Consider the following 15,163-nt stretch of genomic DNA (forward strand, 5'->3'; position numbering starts at 1 on the left):
TCTAATTTTAACACTAATTAAGCTAACAAAAGCGCATCATCTTCTAATTGACTGCCTGCTTGCTGTTGGAAAAGATCCATTAATTTGGTAACAGTTAAATCATGCTTCTCATCACCCTTTAAATTGAGCGCCACTTTGCCTTGGTGGAGCATGATCAGCCGATTGCCGTAGCGAATGGCATCTTCCATGTTGTGAGTCACCATAAACGCCGTCAGGTGCTGCTCGCTGATTAATTTCTCCGTCAGATCCATGACGGTAATTGAAGTTTTCGGATCCAGTGCTGCCGTATGCTCATCTAACAAAATTAAATCAGGCCGCTTTAGCGTGGCCATCAGTAAAGTAATTGCTTGGCGCTGACCCCCAGATAAAAGTCCTACCTCTGACTCCAGGCGATTCTCAAGATTCAAATTTAACGTCGCCAACTGCTCTTTGAAAAATTGACGATCACGAGGTTTTACTCCTGGTGCAAAACCACGCCGCTGTCCCCTTTTCATCGCCAATGCTAGATTCTCTTCAACCGTCAAGCGCACTGCTGTGCCCATTTTTGGATCCTGGAAAACTCGACTAATCTTCTTAGCACGCTTAGTAACCGACTGTTTAGTAACATCTTCATCATTTAAAATGATTTGACCCTGCGTCACTGGTAAAGTCCCCGCAATGCTATTTAACAACGTCGATTTGCCAGCTCCGTTACTACCAATAATCGTGACAAAATCCCCTGCTTCAAGTTCGAGGTCGATCCCGCGCAGCACGTGATTTTCATTTACCGTCCCACGTTCAAAAGTTTGTTGCAAATCATTAATCTTCAAGACTTGTGGCATGATCAGATCCTCCTTTTTTATTGCGATGCAGCCGGAAATTCGGCAACGATAAGCAAACTACTAAGACTAACGCCGAAGCCAGTTTCGCATCTGATGGCTGGACGTTCATTTCAAATACTAAAGCAAGAATGAGACGATACAAAATTGCTCCAATGACAATTGTAAAAAGTCGCAGGCCGATCTTTTGATTTTTCAACAAAACCTCTGCAATTATAATGGAAGCAAGTCCAATTACGATCGTTCCGACCCCTGAATTTAAGTCGGCAAATCCGTTATTTTGTGCGATCAAAGCTCCCGAGAGCGCAATACAGGCGTTTGAAATCATATAACCTAAGATCTTCATATTCTCCGTTTTGATCCCGTTTGCGGCACTCATATCTGGATTATCTCCCGTCGCGCGCATCGCCAGGCCAATCTCTGTACTAAAGAATAACATCAATAGTCCGATAACTAACAGAGCAATCAAAAGCCCAACCACAATGACAGAATTGTTGCGAGTCATCACCCATTTTTGCGCCTCTGTGAAAATCGTATCCTTGCCCAAAAGTGAAATATTCGCAGCGTTACCAATTACCCGCGAAGTAACGGAATAAAGTCCTGTCATCGTGATAATCCCAGCTAACAATGAAGGAATTTTAAGCTTGGTGTTTAGAAGTCCCGTTACGAGTCCTGCAAGCATCCCACCTAGAAACGCAGCAAAAGTTGCTACAACCGGATTCACCTTATTCACAATACACATTGCCGCAATCCCCGCGCCCAACGGAAAACTACCCTCAGCTGTCATATCGGCAATATCCAGAATTCGAAATGTTAGGTAAACTCCAATTGCCATCACCGACCACAAGAGTCCTTGCGAGGTCGTTGATAATAATAATTCAAAAATATTAGTCATCTTGTTTATTCCTCTAACTATTTAGGTTGTTTAATCTTTGTCGGATCAATCCCAAGTGCCTTAGCCATGTCTTTATTGATATAAAGCTGTAATTCTTTTGGATTCTCAACTGCCATTTCTGCTGGTTTTGCTTTTCCATCAAGAATCTTCGCTGCCATTTTACCCGTCTGAACACCCAAAGCTTTATAATCAATTCCGACCGTTGCAAGACCGCCAGTTTTTACTTGATCCAATGCCCCTGCTACTAACGGGATTTTCTTTTCCTTTACGACTTTACCAACTATTGCTGCAGCCGATGCAAAAGTATTATCGGTTGGCACGTAAATCCCATCGGTTGACCCCGCCAACGTTTCAGTAACTTGTTGAACATCATTAGTCGTATTAGCGGTTTTAATCAAGACCTTGACGCCAGCTTTTTTGAGAAGTTTCTCCGCCTGATCGGCTTGGATTTTTGAATTAGCCTCACCTGCGTTATACATTAGTCCAATTGTTTTGGCGTTGGGAACAATGGATAAAAGTAAAGCAATTTGTTGCTCAATCGGTCCCATATCAGTAGTTCCGGTAATATTGCCGCCTGGCTTCTCGTTTGATTTGACCAATTTAGCTGCTTTCAAATCTGTGACTGCCGTTACGACTGTTGGGATCGTAGTTGTGGTATTAGCTAAACTTTGCGCTGCCGGAGTTGCGATTCCAAGCAGCAAGTCTGACTTGTCATTGACCAACTTCTCACTCATACTTTTCAAGTTATCTTGACTATTTTGAGCGTTTTGATAATTAATTTTGAGATTCTTACCTTCGGTATAGCCGCTCTCTTTTAAGCCCTCTATAAAGCCATCGTAGGCCTTATCAAGTGACGGATGCTGCACTACCTGCAAAACTCCGACCTGCTTAACCTTTGAGTCACCTGAATTGCCTTTATTTGCGCAACCACTCAATAATAACGCTCCTGCGATACTTAGTCCGACCAATGCTTTATTTACTTTCATCATTCTCCTCCATCTTTCATAAAAAAATACCCACTTAGCTGCTAAGTGGGTACCGAAATCAGTTGATGATGATTATTCTTCGTTAGCCACCTAGCTTCTACGTGGCTAACCGTAAGTCAAAATGCTCTAGCCATCATAGATCAATCCAAACCTGGAATCAGTTTGGACTCATCTTGATGAATCCAAACTCTATCTAAAATAGCTAAAGTAAAAACGATTATTCAGTTGTAAGTTAATTTCTAAATTCTTAATCATTAAGAATCCCCTCCAACTTGATGCTTAAAATTATATTCGATCTAATTGATTTAGTCAAGAATAAAAATACATTTATTTTGGTGCCTTAATGCTAGTAGGATTAATTCCCAGTGCTTGCGCCATTTCTTTATTCACGTACAATTTCAAAGTCTTAGGCGCCTCAACCGGAATATCTGCCGGTTTTGCCTTGCCATCTAAGATTTTTGCTGCCATTCTGCCCGTCTGAACACCGATCTCTTCAAAATCAATCCCAAGTGTTGCGAGACCTCCCGTTTTCACTTGATCAACTGCTCCTGCTACTACGGGAATTTTCTTTTCCTTGGCCACTTTTCCGATAATCTCAGCAGCAGATGCAAAAGTATTATCTGTCGGAATATAAATACCATCAGTGGAGCTGGCTAAAGTTTCAGTAGCTTGTTGCACGTCATTGGTACTATTAGCGGTCTTGACCACGGCTTCTACCCCCGCCTTTTTCAAAACCTTTAGCGCTCGATCAGCCTGAATTTTAGAATTGGACTCGCCTGCATTATACATGATTCCGATCTTTTTAGCTTTCGGAACAATTGATAAAAGCAACTCGACTTGTTTTTCGATTGGTCCCATATCGTGCGTTCCGGTGATATTGCCGCCTGGCTTCTCGTTCGATTTAACCAATTTAGCGGCTTTTAAATCAGTAACTGCTGTTACGACTGTTGGAATTGTCGTTGTTGCATTAGCTAAACTTTGTGCTGCGGGAGTTGCAATTCCAAGCAGCAAATCTGGCCGATCTTTAACTAATTTATCACTCATACTTTTTAAATTATCTTGACTATTCTGAGCGTTCTGATAATCAAATTTGACGTTCTTACCTTCGACGTAGCCGCCCTCTTTCAAGCCTTTTTTGAAACCAGTGTACGATTTATCAAGCGATGGGTGCTGAACTAACTGTAAGACGCCAACATGCTTAACCTTCGAGGTGCTTTCCTTACTATTTGCGCTGCAACCTCCAAGTGCCAATAAACTAACCAAACTAAGACCAATCAATAATTTCTTTCTCATTTTTCCTTCTCCTTCAAAAAAATACCCACCTAGTTACTAAGTGGGTATCGAATTTGGTCGAAATTGAGATCTGTCCGTTAGCCACTTAGCTTCTACGTGGCTAACCGTATGTCAAAATGCTCTAGCCATCATAGATAAATACAAACTTGCATTTGTTTGCATTCACCTAGATGAACACAAACTTTATCTAAAAAAGCTAAAGCTAAAACGATTATTCAGTTGTAAGTTTTGTTTTAAATTCTTCATCAAGAATTTCCTCCAACCTGATTGTTTTGAATTATATGCGTTCAAATTGTAAACGTCAAGTTTTTTATTTCGGCGCTTTAATGCTCGCCGGATCGATGCCAAGTGCCTTCGCCATGTCCTTGAATTAAACTACTTCAAATGATTCTTTAAAATAAAATTCAAATCTTTTGAATTGAGTTTATCCCCCCTACACATTAAATTAAAGTCTTTTAACTCCTCATTTGAAATAAATTTTCTTGAATCTAGTTTAACAAAACTAGATTTTGGAAATGGAGGGTAATTATTTTTAAGAAAATAATTACTTTTATATATCAATTTATTTTCTTTTCCTTTACTAGAAGAAACATTTAATACATAAACACCTTTTTCCAAAACTTCAACTATTAGGTACGGTCGTATATACGCAGGCATGCTGCCATCAGCAAAGCAAGTTTTTCCCCAATAGGCTTGTCCAACAGATACCATTACATAATCACCAAATTGCCGTCATCAAGCGAAACAATATATGATTCCTCATCTGCTTCATTCATCGAAAAAAAGTCTAACTGTGGCATAATTTTATCAACGTCTATTTCATTAGGATCATAAAAGAAGGTTACGCCGTTAACAAGTTCTGTAACCTGATTATCTTGCTGATTTTCTTGACGAATTTTTAATACTTGTCGTATTTTATCAACTTCCAAATCAAAATCTTCAGTTGTTATCTCAGATAATTTTTTGTTAAAATATCCATTTTCGTTCGTTGATGCCTGGTAACGTTTTTGCCAAAAATTAAACTCGTGATTCAATTTAGAAAGTTCTCTGGCGTTTAAATTACCGAATATATCGATAGTTTTATTTAAAATCTCGTACTCTTGTTGAGAAAAATCAGGATCAAAACGCATTGCATCTTGTTTAAAAGAATTATAGTCATTCTTGTACTTTTGACGAACTTCTTCAATTACCGTACCATTTTCGAAAGCGCACATCTTTTCTGAGAATAGCAGTTTTTCATTTTCCGCATAATTAATAAAATTTGCAAAAAATAGAAGCTTCTGTAATTTCATATTTCCATCAAAAGTATTTGGTTCAGAATCTAATCCCTTTTTCAAGAAGAATTTTGCGTACTCGGTTACATCTCTCATCTGAAACACCTCCTTTTTTATTAAATTATATCAATTAAAATTAGATTTTTGTACTGTTCAGAGATAACGGCTCATTTATAGACACTGTCGAAATTTTATTTCGGCGCTTTAATGCTCGCCGGATCGATGCCAAGTGCCTTCGCCATGTCCTTATTGACGTAAAGATTTAAGCTCTTAGGATCTTCAACTGGCATCGTCGCAGGTTTAGCTTTCCCGTCCAGAATTTTAGCCGCCATTTTACCAGTTTGGACTCCGAGTTCTTCAAAATCAATTCCAATCGTTGCCAATCCACCAAGTTTAACATGATCAATCGACGCAGCGACTAAAGGGATTTTCTTCTCTTTTACAATTTTGCCGCTCAACTCTGCTGCTGACGAAAAAGTGTTGTCCGTTGGAACATAAATCCCGTCAGTCGAACTAGCCAGCGTCTCGGTTACTTGTTGAACATCGTTAGTGCTGTTTGCCGTTTTGATCACTGGCGTAACGCCCGCTTTCTTTAAGGCCTTCACCGCCATATCAGCTTGAATCTTTGAGTTAGATTCCCCTGCGTTATACATAATTCCAATTTTCTTCGCCTTCGGAACGATCGAAAGCAAAAGCGCAATTTGCTTATCGACAGGACTCATGTCGTGCGCGCCGGTAATATTGCCGCCTGGCTTCTCGTTGGTCTTCACAAGTTTTGCAGCTTGTAAATCGGTCACCGCAGTTACCACCGTCGGAATTTCTGTTGTTGCGCTAGCTAAACTTTGCGAGGCGGGAGTCGAAATCCCCAAAAGCAAGTCTGGCTTATCCTTAACCAATTTCTCGCTCATACTTTTGAGATTATCCTGATTGTTCTGGGCATTTTGATAATCAAATTTGACGTTCTTGCCCTCAACGTAGCCGCTCTCCTTCAACCCTTTTTTAAAGCCTTCATACGATTTATCAAGCGACGGATGCTGTGTTAACTGCAATACGCCAATATGTTTTACTTTAGTACTCTCTGAACTGCTTTTGTTACTGCAGCCTCCCATTAATAACGCTCCTGCAATACTTAGGCCGATCATTAGATTCTTTGCTTTCATCTTTTTCTCCTCCGTTGTAATAAAAAAATACCCACCTAGTGACTAAGTGGGTTACGAAATGTCGAAAAATTGATTATATTCCGGTTAGCCACTTAGCTTCTACGTGGCTAACCGTAAGCAAAAACACCATAGCCATCATAGACGAATCCAAACTTTTGGTTTGAACTCATCTTGATGAATCCAAACCTTATCTATAATAGCTATAGTAGTAACGGTTATTCAGTTGTAAGCAATTATTTGTATTCTTAATCATTTAAGAACTACCTCCAACTTGGTTGTCTTGAATTATAACGAATAAAAATCTCGACGTCAAGGATTTTCAATCTACTTCATCATCCGAACTAGTTCCCGACTTTTTCGAATCGAAGCGTAAGCCTTACTCCCGTCAACGAAAATCAACTCTCTACTGCCACTATCAAAACTTTCCAGCAAATCCAAATTAACTAAAAAGCTTTTATCACAGCGAAATAGCTGGGGATACTTCTTAGCAAGATCGTTCAAATTGCCAAGGAACTCTGATTCTTTAGTCCTGCTCCTAAGCTTAACTCGACCAGGCGCACTTTTTTCAGTCTTCAAATAAATTAAATCAGCAAGTGGCAAAGAAAAATAACGGGAACCAATTCGGTAAGTGAAGAGATTCTCTTTCTTGTATTTGCCTGAAGCCTGAATCTGCTGGACCTTGATCAGATCGTCGCTAATATTTTGCTTGAGCTGCTCAAGTCCCCGCTCTTTTAAAATGTAATCAAGGGGCGCAACTTTTCGCTCTAACGTCAGAAATGAAAGTTCCTCGTGCGTGGTGATAAATACAATCTGTGCCCCTGGCAGCTCCCGCCTAATATCAACCGCTACTTGGAGTCCAGCTTCTTTCACGCCGTCAATTTCCATATCTAGGAAAAACAAGCCCTGATATTGATCATTAATTGACGCCAAAAGTTGATCTGTCGAAGCAGCTTCTACAACCAACTTCATCGCAAAATCATTGATCAAGATAGTATTTCTAATTGTCTGGGCATAAACTGCCCTTTGTTTTTCGTCATCTTCAAGTAAGTAAATGGGAAACATTTTCTCTCCTTTATTTAGAAACATAACTCGATAAAGGCCCCGTTCTAATCGATAGAAAGCCAAGGATACGCTAGCAATAAATCTTTATAATTGATCCTGTCCTGTTTTTTGTAGATAACGGTAAACTTATCCGTATTATCAGCGTTTGCTGCTACTCGAGCCAAATTGCGATGTGATTGGATGTAGCGTCTTTCAATTAATGGGCATCGATCCCATGACCTCCCATTTTGACGCGCTCATTAACTCAGTCGATCGCTTTAAGCGATCTGTCACCTCAAAATCATTTTTTCGTGCTTCTTCGATCAAGTTGAGATGAGCTTTAACTGCGCCAGCTAAAGTAGTTTCAAAATGGATACTAGTTTTATTCGCCAAAGCTTGATGCAGTCTTCTGCCTTCTTCACGCATTGCTCTGATGTAATCTACCGGATTACGCCAATCTCCACCTAACTCCTGCAGGATTTCATCGGCATTAATTCTTTTAGTTCCGGCAAATAATTCTGGTAGAATTCCATATAAAGTACTTTTCCCAGCTCCATTAACTCCCGCAACTATAATATACTGTTTTTTCATTAATTAAATCACAAATCTTTCGCGTTTGAGCCACTCTTTTTGCCGTTTATCTAAAACGTAAGTATACAGAGCATCATATAACTGCCGCTTATCTGGATCGGGATCATCCATAGAAAGATTCAGCAAATCTTTTGGTCCGAGTTTCTCTGCTTCTTCAATTAATTTTGCCAACATCTTCTCGCTGTCCATAACTTCCTCCAATTTATATCAATTCTACCAGTTAACAGTTTTATGGTAAACTAACCCTAATAACGAGGAGGGTTTCAGTCGAATATGCCAAAATACTCAAAAAAGAACTGATCCTATTCAAAAAAAGATTTGGTGGGACTGAAAGAGAAAAAGTTGATGCAATTATGGAGAAATACAATCGTAATTTTTCGATTCTCCAAAGTAAAGGAACGGTTAGATAATTAAAAACTGTTTTTAATTACGTTGCAAGTGAAGCCAATCACAAACAGCGACTCTTAGTTGGTCTCGATCAAGATACGAGCTCTAGTGATCAATCCTAGAACTCTTTTTTTCTTGTTTTTCTTCAAAATAAGCAACAAAGCCGAATCCAAAAATTGAAACCAGCGCAAAATTTTCATCAAGAAAATTACAGGTTGGAACTTGGTGAAGATCGCTTAAAATCCGCCAAATCAGTGAAAAAATCATCCAAATGGTCACTAATCCCATAAATATATTCGAGTTGTGTTTTAACTTGTTCATCAAAATGATCTCCTTTAATTGATGATACCATTGTAGCAATATTTCTTTATTAGTCGGCGCTAAAAATATTAACGTTCGTTTTTTAAGAATTAACGTCACTAGATCTTTCGATCATTAAAGTCATTTGGAGATTCCCATTTATTAACTCTTTTTCGAAAAACAAGTCGGAATTTTGATCAACTAAATTTCTGACGTTTGCCAATCCAAAGCCTTGATGATTCTTCTTAGTGGTAAACCCATTTTCAAATAACTGATCTAAATTACTTAAATTAGACGCCTGGTTGCTTACAGTAATTTCAATTAAATCAGGAGATTTGATCAAGGCACAAGAGACCTTTTTATCTGTTTCTTTGTCCACGTGTTCAATCGCATTATCCAACAAAATTCCCAGAATCCTGATCACCGTGAGTACCAATTTAGCAGGGACAACAAGCGGTTCTTTGATTTCAAGTTCTAGTTCAATTCCTAATTTCTGGGCCGCAAAAAATTTCTGAACAATTAGTCCCCGGATTGGCTCATTTTGCAAATAATCTAAGTGATTAAGCGCAAAACTGAATTTATGTTCATCCGGCTGCTCTAAAATCAACTGCTGATAATAAGAATTCAGCTGTTCATCGTTTTCGACAACGCTGTTTAACGAGAGCAATAAGTTGTGATAGTCATGTTTAAAGTGGCGCAGCTCTTGATATTGCTGCTCAATATTATTCAAATAATTCTGCAGCTGTTCATTTTGGATCGCCTTGTCCTCTGCAGCACGCCGAGACATATCGAGAAATAAAAATGCCATTAGCTGAACCGATGCGACTCCTAAGAGAATGCTAATAAAAACCATGGTAGTGGTTTCTTTTGGAACAAAATACAAATAAGCCGAAATTGCCATATAACTAGTCCAAATTACCAAAAACGAAATCAAAAGCAGCCAATAGACTCGTCGCTCTAGATTTAGCTTTTGAATTTCACTTACAATTTGATCAAGTGCGGCACGTTTTTTGTGAATCAAAATCGCTATCATCATCAAGGAAATGATTGTCAGAAGTTCAAAAAACAAAATCGAGAAATCAAGATTTTTAATAAATTTCATCATTAGCGGATAAACGATATTTAAAAGAAAATTAAGCGTAAAAGTGATTAATAACGCCAGAAGTCGTTGATTGAAATAGAGATAATCCATCTTTTTATTTTTGATCTTTCGATAGATGATCGGCGCAAAAAACCAGATCAGAACGCTAAAGTACCCCAAAACAACGCTGACCAGAGTATTCAAAATCACCCAAAATAAATGGCGTAACTTAAAATCTTGCCGCAAAAAATCTTCAAAGAGAATCAATTCAAAGAAGTTAAGAAAATATTCTAATAACACTATCTGCCAGGAGATCTCTTCCAAATTACTCGCTCCATTCAAATGTTTATTTCTAATTATACCGGTTTTAACTTAAATTGTCGGTTAACGTTAATCAGGCAAATTTGAACGTTAGTAATAATTCGACTGAACTCCTAAATTCTATGGTACACTTCATTTAGGAGGAATTATCCATGATCATTATTACTGGCAAGACCGTTGCAAAATTCTGGGGCATCGTTTGTGCTGCCATCGGAATTATTGGCTTAATCTTAACAAGGGAACTCTCTTTTGTGTCAATACTTATACCTAGCTGTTGGCTCTGTATTTTATCAAATACCCTTGACGACTCTAAAGAAAAAGCTGACGCAATGAGAAAAATCGCTCGACGCCAGGATGATCGCTAAGTTGTGATTGATATCACCTTCTTTTAAAGATTATTCGATAGTAAACTTTCATCGTTAATTTACCCATTAAGCGATACATCAGCGCAAAAGTAATTAACACGCCTAAACCGATCAACATGAAATTCAACTTGCTTTTGAGCCCCCAGTTTGATAGCACTCTTTGGATAAAAGGCAGTGCAAATAAAAGATGAATCATCGCCGTTGCCAGCGGCAAGTAAAATAGGACCCGCAGCTGGCTGACGATGTTTTTTTTGATTTCACTTTGGGCAAGACCAACGCGCAATAAAGTTTGATAGCGTAACACATCTTCAAAAGCCTCACTTAGCTGTTTATAGTAAAGAATCAAGAACGTAATTAACACGAAAGCACTCCCACATAATATTCCAATAAATAATAATCCATTCATCATTATTCTAATATTATCTTTGGTCACAGCTTTTGATTGAACATTGATCCCGTCGGGTAAATTATTAAACAACGCTAGCTGCTTTTGATCGCTGCCTTTTAACGTCAAAAAGTGCTGCGTCTCATCTGTTTTTTCTTTCATTGCAAAAATCAAATAAATTGTATCATGACCAACTTGCCACTTAACATTAGGAAATTTACGAAAAACTCGCTTGACCCGAAATTCTTGGTTATCAATTTTCAAAGATGACCCTTCATAGCCATCCTCTTTTACTATGATAACTTCATTGGGCGTCAATTTTTCAGTAGTTTTCGCCATTCGATTAAAATCCGCCAACAAGACACCGTGGACATCATAATGATGCAGTCCGATCACATCCATCAAAATGGGCGTCATCTTTAAAATATCGTGTGTTTTGATCTCGACTCCAGATTTTTGGGCCGCCGCATAAATGATTGGCGTGGGATCCGACTGATTGTTGCCGACAGTATATTGTAGATCTACCGGGCTTTGAGCAGTGATCATTTGATTTTGCCCCAAAAATAGTGCCACTGTCGAGATAACTGTCACCAAAGTCATCGTAATCAAGATAGTAATCGAAGCCAGACCAGCGCCATTTTGCTTCATGCGGGTCAACAAATTCCCAATTCTAATAAAGTGCTGGGGCCGATAATAATAAGATCTCCTGCCCCTTAAAAATTTCAAAACAAAAATACTGCCTGCAATAAAAATAAAATAAGTACCAACGATGACCAGCATCACCGCAATAAAGAAATATTGAATCGCATCAATCGGATCTTTGAGCGTTACAGCAAGATAATAACCTAAGATGATCGACCAAAATCCGAAAATCAACATGAACCAGCGAGTCTTGGGCTCCCGTTGATCAACAATTGCGGGAGTCAATGGATTGTGGCGTTGAATCCAAATTAAATCCAGAAAAAACAAAAAAATAAAGATTAGCACAACAGCAAGATCAGCAATCATAAACGCTTGCAAACTTAGACCAAACCCACGTTTTAAAGTAATTTTAAGCATCCGGGCAACCACTAAGTACCCTAGGCGCGCAAAACTCAAACTACCAATTGTTCCCAGCAAAAGCGTTAAACCAAGGCAAAGTATTTTTTCAAAAAAGAACATTTTAGACATTTCTCTTTTGCTAAATCCGATCACGCTAAAAAGTCGTAATTGTTGGCTGCGATAGTTTAGAGTATAACTGTTAGCATACCAAGCAATCAAAACTGTCATGAGAAGCATCACGATGCCACCAAAAATAAAACAACCCCCTCGTACTCTGGGCTCCCATTCCACTAACTAAAATCGAGTTATCAAAACAAATATTGAGTATTACCAAACTTACCATCATCATTGTACTCACCGTAATGATAAAAGGCAGATAAATATTAGCAAATTGACGCAAATTATTTTTTGCAAGTTTTGCGTAAAATTTCACAAACTCTCCTCTTTTAAAAGTGCTGATCTGCTTCGCCCAACATCGCCGTCAACGTTTCGCTGATTTTGGTCAAGAATTGAAGTTGCGTTAAGTTGCCCCGATATAACTGATGGAAAATGATTCCGTCACGGATAAAAAGCACCCGCTTACTATGACTCGCCGCTACCGCACTATGAGTTACCATCAAAGTCGTTTGACCTGCTTGATTAAGTTCTTCCAGCAAATTCAAAAGTTCAGCAGAAGTTCTTGAATCAAGTGCCCCCGTCGGCTCATCGGCCAATAAAAGCTCAGGGTTCGTAATAATAGCGCGCGCTGCTGCCACTCGCTGTTGCTGTCCGCCCGAAAGTTCATAAGGATGTTTATTCAACACTTCACTTAACCCCAACTTCGGCGCAATTTCAGCTAAACGAGTATTCATTAATGATAGCGGCTTTTTTGCTAGAACTAACGGAAGATAAATATTATCCTGCACGTTAAAGGTATCCAATAAATCAAAATCTTGAAAAATAAAACCTAAGTGTTCACGCCGAAATTTTGCCCGTTCATCCTCTTTAACCTGGTTTAAATCCTGTCCATTTAAAGTAATCGTTCCCGCAGTTGGATCATCTAGCGTTGCAATCAAATTTAAAAGTGTACTCTTCCCTGCACCAGATTCGCCCATAATTGCCACAAATTCATTGTCTGCAACCTCAAAACTAATTCCTTTTAACACCCGTTCAGCACGAGTTTTAAGCATGCTGTAGTAAGTTTTTTCAACATTTCTTAATTTCAGCAAAATTCCACCTACTCTGCAATCCAAGCACGCTGAGGGAAATGAATTGAAATTTCAGTTCCTGTGCCTACCGTTGAAGTTGCCGTCATTTTTAGACCGAGCTTCAAAGCAATTTGGTTACTTAAATATAGCCCCAAACCACTGGCTTTCTGATTTTCGCGTCCGTTATATCCTGAGTATCCCTGTTCAAAAATTCGGGGCAAATCCTCAGGCAAAATTCCGATTCCCGTATCGGAGAAAATTATGGCGTCACCCTTAGCGTAGATTTTGATTTCCCCTTCTGGCGTATATTTGATTGAATTAGTTAATACCTGTTCAAAAATAAATTTCAGCCACTGCGAATCACTGACCACCGTCGGTAAATCGAGAACTTTAACTCGCAAATCCTTAGCAATAAACAATTTAGCCAGGTCGCGCACCGTCTCTTGGACAAGTACTGTTAGATTGACACTTCTCAACACCAGATCCGTATTAACTGTCGTTAACTTCAAATAATTAAGCATCACTCGCAGGTAGCGGTCAATTTTTTCAACTTCCAAACGAGCTCCTACTTGATCGACCGGATTAACTTGGAGCAAAAGATCAAGTGCTGTTAGTGGCGTCTTAATTTGGTGCGTCCACAGCTGCAGTGTTTCGTATGTATCTGTTTGAACTTCAACTAATTGCGTCTTTAACTGATCAAGTTCACTAGATTCACGGTGCAATAATTCTTGATAAATTTGGGCAAGCGAGTCGTTTGTTTCGGGTAACGCCGTTAAATCGATTATTGGAGAATTTTGTTGTTGTTTAAGTTTTTGACAATGACGTTTAAAATTCATAAAATCGATCACCCACAAAATAAACACTGGCCAAAATCCAACAAAAATTGTATTAAAAAGCAGCTCGTTTGACTTAGCTAATAACTCGGTCATCAAGGCGGCGATTGCTAATAAGATTAAGGGACCAGCAATGACCAGCCAATTACTTTTGAGATACAATTTAATCATTTTGTCCTACCAATTCTAATTTATACCCTGCGCCTTTTACTGTTACCAACTGATCGGCTAACCCGATGGCGCTAACTTTTTTGCGCAGTCGATTGACTGTCACCGCCAGTGTATTGCGATCAATAAAATCATCGCCTTCCCATAATTTTTTGATCATTTCTTCCCGGCTCACGAGCTGGTCGGATTTTTCAAATAACAACCCGAGTAGCTTGGTTTCAATAGGCGAAAGACTGACGCTGCCTTTAGCATTGCTTAATCTATTATCTGAAATCTCCAGTACGTAACCGCCTTTTTGGAGACTAGTTTCAGAGATTTGATATTGATAAACGCGCCGCAGCGACCCTTGAATTTTTGCCAACAAAACTGTCAATTCGATTGGTTTCGCCAAGAAATCATCTGCTCCCAAGTTCATCGCCATCACTAAGTTCGGATCATCTCCCGCACTAGTCAAGAAAATCACTGGCACTTTGGAAGTTTTGCGAATCTCTTCAAGCCAATGAAACCCGTTAAAATGCGGCAACATCAAGTCCATGATCACTAAATCTGGATCAAAAAAATCAAACTCTTTATCAATTGCGTTAAAATGTTGTGCTGTCTTCACTTCATAACTTTGTCCAGCCAAGAAACTTTGAATCGTCTTAGCGATCACTGTATCATCTTCAACCAGCAAGATTTTATTATGCATGGGCGCCTCCTTGCATTATTGTATCAATTAATTCCTCGATTGATAAAAATTTTTATCTTTCGAAAGCTCAATTATCGTTTGTAATTTCTGCAATAACTTTTAAGTTTTGCAAAGTCGCAGTTGTTTACATTTAGAACCGAAACCAAATTGTTTTAATTTTATAAGCGTTAAATTTTCAAATATTTGGTTTTAGAGGAAGATAACGGAACAAAATAATTTCTCCTATGCTGACTATCACGCGTTCCGTAGAAATTTTCAACCCGTGAATCTAATTCACAAAGCTCAAAAACATATTCATATAGTCCGAATGTTAGATTTGATTTCAAACTTTTCTCCTAAAAAAAGCCAC

The 15,163-nt window shown here is 38.8% G+C and carries 18 protein-coding genes; 1 reads left to right on the plus strand and 17 read right to left on the minus strand.

The genetic code is table 11. The annotated features are described in order from the left end of the window. Positions 1–17 precede the first annotated feature (17 nt). The 12 genes from R8495_RS09715 to R8495_RS09770 form a co-directional block, all read right to left on the minus strand. On the minus strand, positions 18–821 hold the full coding sequence (locus R8495_RS09715; RefSeq protein WP_317635280.1) for an ABC transporter ATP-binding protein: 804 nt from the start codon (positions 819–821) through the stop codon (positions 18–20). Next, on the minus strand, positions 799–1,713 hold the full coding sequence (locus R8495_RS09720) for an ABC transporter permease (RefSeq protein WP_317635281.1): 915 nt from the start codon (positions 1,711–1,713) through the stop codon (positions 799–801). Before R8495_RS09720 ends, R8495_RS09715 begins: the two co-directional genes overlap by 23 nt. 17 nt (positions 1,714–1,730) lie before the next feature. After that, positions 1,731–2,699, minus strand: a complete 969-nt coding sequence (locus R8495_RS09725) for an ABC transporter substrate-binding protein (RefSeq protein ID WP_317635282.1) — start codon at positions 2,697–2,699, stop codon at positions 1,731–1,733. Between the two features lie 327 nt (positions 2,700–3,026). Then, complete coding sequence (locus tag R8495_RS09730) at positions 3,027–3,992, minus strand: ABC transporter substrate-binding protein (protein WP_317635283.1); 966 nt, start codon at positions 3,990–3,992, stop codon at positions 3,027–3,029. 375 nt (positions 3,993–4,367) lie between these two features. Beyond that, a complete protein-coding gene (locus R8495_RS09735) occupies positions 4,368–4,703 on the minus strand; it encodes a hypothetical protein (protein WP_317635284.1) in 336 nt (111 codons plus the stop codon). Further along, positions 4,703–5,362, minus strand: a complete 660-nt coding sequence (locus tag R8495_RS09740) for a Panacea domain-containing protein (RefSeq protein ID WP_317635285.1) — start codon at positions 5,360–5,362, stop codon at positions 4,703–4,705. The genes R8495_RS09735 and R8495_RS09740 overlap by 1 nt, the downstream gene beginning before the upstream one ends. Before the next feature lie 95 nt (positions 5,363–5,457). Continuing rightward, the gene (locus tag R8495_RS09745) at positions 5,458–6,426 is read right to left on the minus strand and encodes an ABC transporter substrate-binding protein (RefSeq protein ID WP_317635286.1); all 969 of its coding nucleotides are present in this window, start codon (positions 6,424–6,426) and stop codon (positions 5,458–5,460) included. Positions 6,427–6,750: 324 nt separating this feature from the next. After that, positions 6,751–7,488 carry a response regulator transcription factor gene (locus R8495_RS09750; RefSeq protein ID WP_317635287.1) on the minus strand — a complete coding sequence of 246 codons (738 nt, stop codon included), beginning with the start codon at positions 7,486–7,488 and terminating at the stop codon, positions 6,751–6,753. Between the two features lie 192 nt (positions 7,489–7,680). Further along, positions 7,681–8,058, minus strand: coding sequence for an ATPase (locus tag R8495_RS09755; RefSeq protein ID WP_317635288.1), 378 nt, complete (start codon positions 8,056–8,058; stop codon positions 7,681–7,683). Between the two features lie 3 nt (positions 8,059–8,061). Then, the gene (locus R8495_RS09760; protein WP_317635289.1) at positions 8,062–8,247 is read right to left on the minus strand and encodes a hypothetical protein; all 186 of its coding nucleotides are present in this window, start codon (positions 8,245–8,247) and stop codon (positions 8,062–8,064) included. Positions 8,248–8,550: 303 nt separating this feature from the next. Further along, positions 8,551–8,766 carry a hypothetical protein gene (locus R8495_RS09765; protein ID WP_317635290.1) on the minus strand — a complete coding sequence of 72 codons (216 nt, stop codon included), beginning with the start codon at positions 8,764–8,766 and terminating at the stop codon, positions 8,551–8,553. Between the two features lie 82 nt (positions 8,767–8,848). After that, positions 8,849–10,126, minus strand: coding sequence for a sensor histidine kinase (locus R8495_RS09770; protein WP_317635291.1), 1,278 nt, complete (start codon positions 10,124–10,126; stop codon positions 8,849–8,851). A 173-nt stretch (positions 10,127–10,299) separates the two neighbouring features. Between R8495_RS09770 and R8495_RS09775 the strand changes: the two genes are divergently transcribed. Next, positions 10,300–10,512, plus strand: a complete 213-nt coding sequence (locus R8495_RS09775) for a hypothetical protein (RefSeq protein WP_317635292.1) — start codon at positions 10,300–10,302, stop codon at positions 10,510–10,512. Positions 10,513–10,525: 13 nt separating this feature from the next. Here R8495_RS09775 and R8495_RS09780 read toward each other — a convergent pair whose 3' ends face one another. From R8495_RS09780 to R8495_RS09800, 5 genes are read right to left on the minus strand one after another with little or no spacing between them, the layout of a single operon-like run. Next, entirely contained in the window at positions 10,526–12,175 is a 1,650-nt protein-coding gene (locus R8495_RS09780) for an ABC transporter permease (protein WP_317635293.1), read from the minus strand. Then, complete coding sequence (locus R8495_RS09785) at positions 12,138–12,371, minus strand: hypothetical protein (protein WP_317635294.1); 234 nt, start codon at positions 12,369–12,371, stop codon at positions 12,138–12,140. The genes R8495_RS09780 and R8495_RS09785 overlap by 38 nt, the downstream gene beginning before the upstream one ends. A 13-nt stretch (positions 12,372–12,384) precedes the next feature. Continuing rightward, positions 12,385–13,107: an ABC transporter ATP-binding protein gene (locus R8495_RS09790; protein ID WP_317636629.1), complete on the minus strand. Its 723-nt coding sequence runs from the start codon at positions 13,105–13,107 to the stop codon at positions 12,385–12,387. Positions 13,108–13,154: 47 nt separating this feature from the next. After that, a complete protein-coding gene (locus R8495_RS09795) occupies positions 13,155–14,129 on the minus strand; it encodes a sensor histidine kinase (RefSeq protein WP_317635295.1) in 975 nt (324 codons plus the stop codon). Beyond that, positions 14,122–14,814 (minus strand): response regulator transcription factor, encoded by a 693-nt coding sequence (locus R8495_RS09800; RefSeq protein ID WP_317635296.1) that lies wholly within the window; start codon positions 14,812–14,814, stop codon positions 14,122–14,124. The genes R8495_RS09795 and R8495_RS09800 overlap by 8 nt, the downstream gene beginning before the upstream one ends. Positions 14,815–15,163 lie beyond the last annotated feature (349 nt).

The sequence above is a fragment of the Xylocopilactobacillus apicola genome, assembly GCF_033095985.1.
Taxonomy (GTDB): Bacteria; Bacillota; Bacilli; order Lactobacillales; family Lactobacillaceae; genus Xylocopilactobacillus; species Xylocopilactobacillus apicola.

What these genes read in the sequence shown, in the direction of transcription:
- R8495_RS09720 (WP_317635281.1), bottom strand. Translation starts at nt 1,713, where the DNA reads ATGACTAATATTTTTGAATTATTATTATCAACGACCTCGCAAGGACTC.
- R8495_RS09730 (WP_317635283.1), bottom strand. Translation starts at nt 3,992, where the DNA reads ATGAGAAAGAAATTATTGATTGGTCTTAGTTTGGTTAGTTTATTGGCA.
- R8495_RS09725 (WP_317635282.1), bottom strand. Translation starts at nt 2,699, where the DNA reads ATGAAAGTAAATAAAGCATTGGTCGGACTAAGTATCGCAGGAGCGTTA.
- R8495_RS09750 (WP_317635287.1), bottom strand. Translation starts at nt 7,488, where the DNA reads ATGTTTCCCATTTACTTACTTGAAGATGACGAAAAACAAAGGGCAGTT.
- R8495_RS09745 (WP_317635286.1), bottom strand. Translation starts at nt 6,426, where the DNA reads ATGAAAGCAAAGAATCTAATGATCGGCCTAAGTATTGCAGGAGCGTTA.
- R8495_RS09760 (WP_317635289.1), bottom strand. Translation starts at nt 8,247, where the DNA reads ATGGACAGCGAGAAGATGTTGGCAAAATTAATTGAAGAAGCAGAGAAA.
- R8495_RS09790 (WP_317636629.1), bottom strand. Translation starts at nt 13,107, where the DNA reads ATGCTTAAAACTCGTGCTGAACGGGTGTTAAAAGGAATTAGTTTTGAG.
- R8495_RS09795 (WP_317635295.1), bottom strand. Translation starts at nt 14,129, where the DNA reads ATGATTAAATTGTATCTCAAAAGTAATTGGCTGGTCATTGCTGGTCCC.
- R8495_RS09740 (WP_317635285.1), bottom strand. Translation starts at nt 5,362, where the DNA reads ATGAGAGATGTAACCGAGTACGCAAAATTCTTCTTGAAAAAGGGATTA.
- R8495_RS09715 (WP_317635280.1), bottom strand. Translation starts at nt 821, where the DNA reads ATGCCACAAGTCTTGAAGATTAATGATTTGCAACAAACTTTTGAACGT.
- R8495_RS09755 (WP_317635288.1), bottom strand. Translation starts at nt 8,058, where the DNA reads ATGAAAAAACAGTATATTATAGTTGCGGGAGTTAATGGAGCTGGGAAA.
- R8495_RS09800 (WP_317635296.1), bottom strand. Translation starts at nt 14,814, where the DNA reads ATGCATAATAAAATCTTGCTGGTTGAAGATGATACAGTGATCGCTAAG.
- R8495_RS09780 (WP_317635293.1), bottom strand. Translation starts at nt 12,175, where the DNA reads ATGCTTCTCATGACAGTTTTGATTGCTTGGTATGCTAACAGTTATACT.
- R8495_RS09735 (WP_317635284.1), bottom strand. Translation starts at nt 4,703, where the DNA reads ATGGTATCTGTTGGACAAGCCTATTGGGGAAAAACTTGCTTTGCTGAT.
- R8495_RS09775 (WP_317635292.1), top strand. Translation starts at nt 10,300, where the DNA reads ATGATCATTATTACTGGCAAGACCGTTGCAAAATTCTGGGGCATCGTT.
- R8495_RS09765 (WP_317635290.1), bottom strand. Translation starts at nt 8,766, where the DNA reads ATGAACAAGTTAAAACACAACTCGAATATATTTATGGGATTAGTGACC.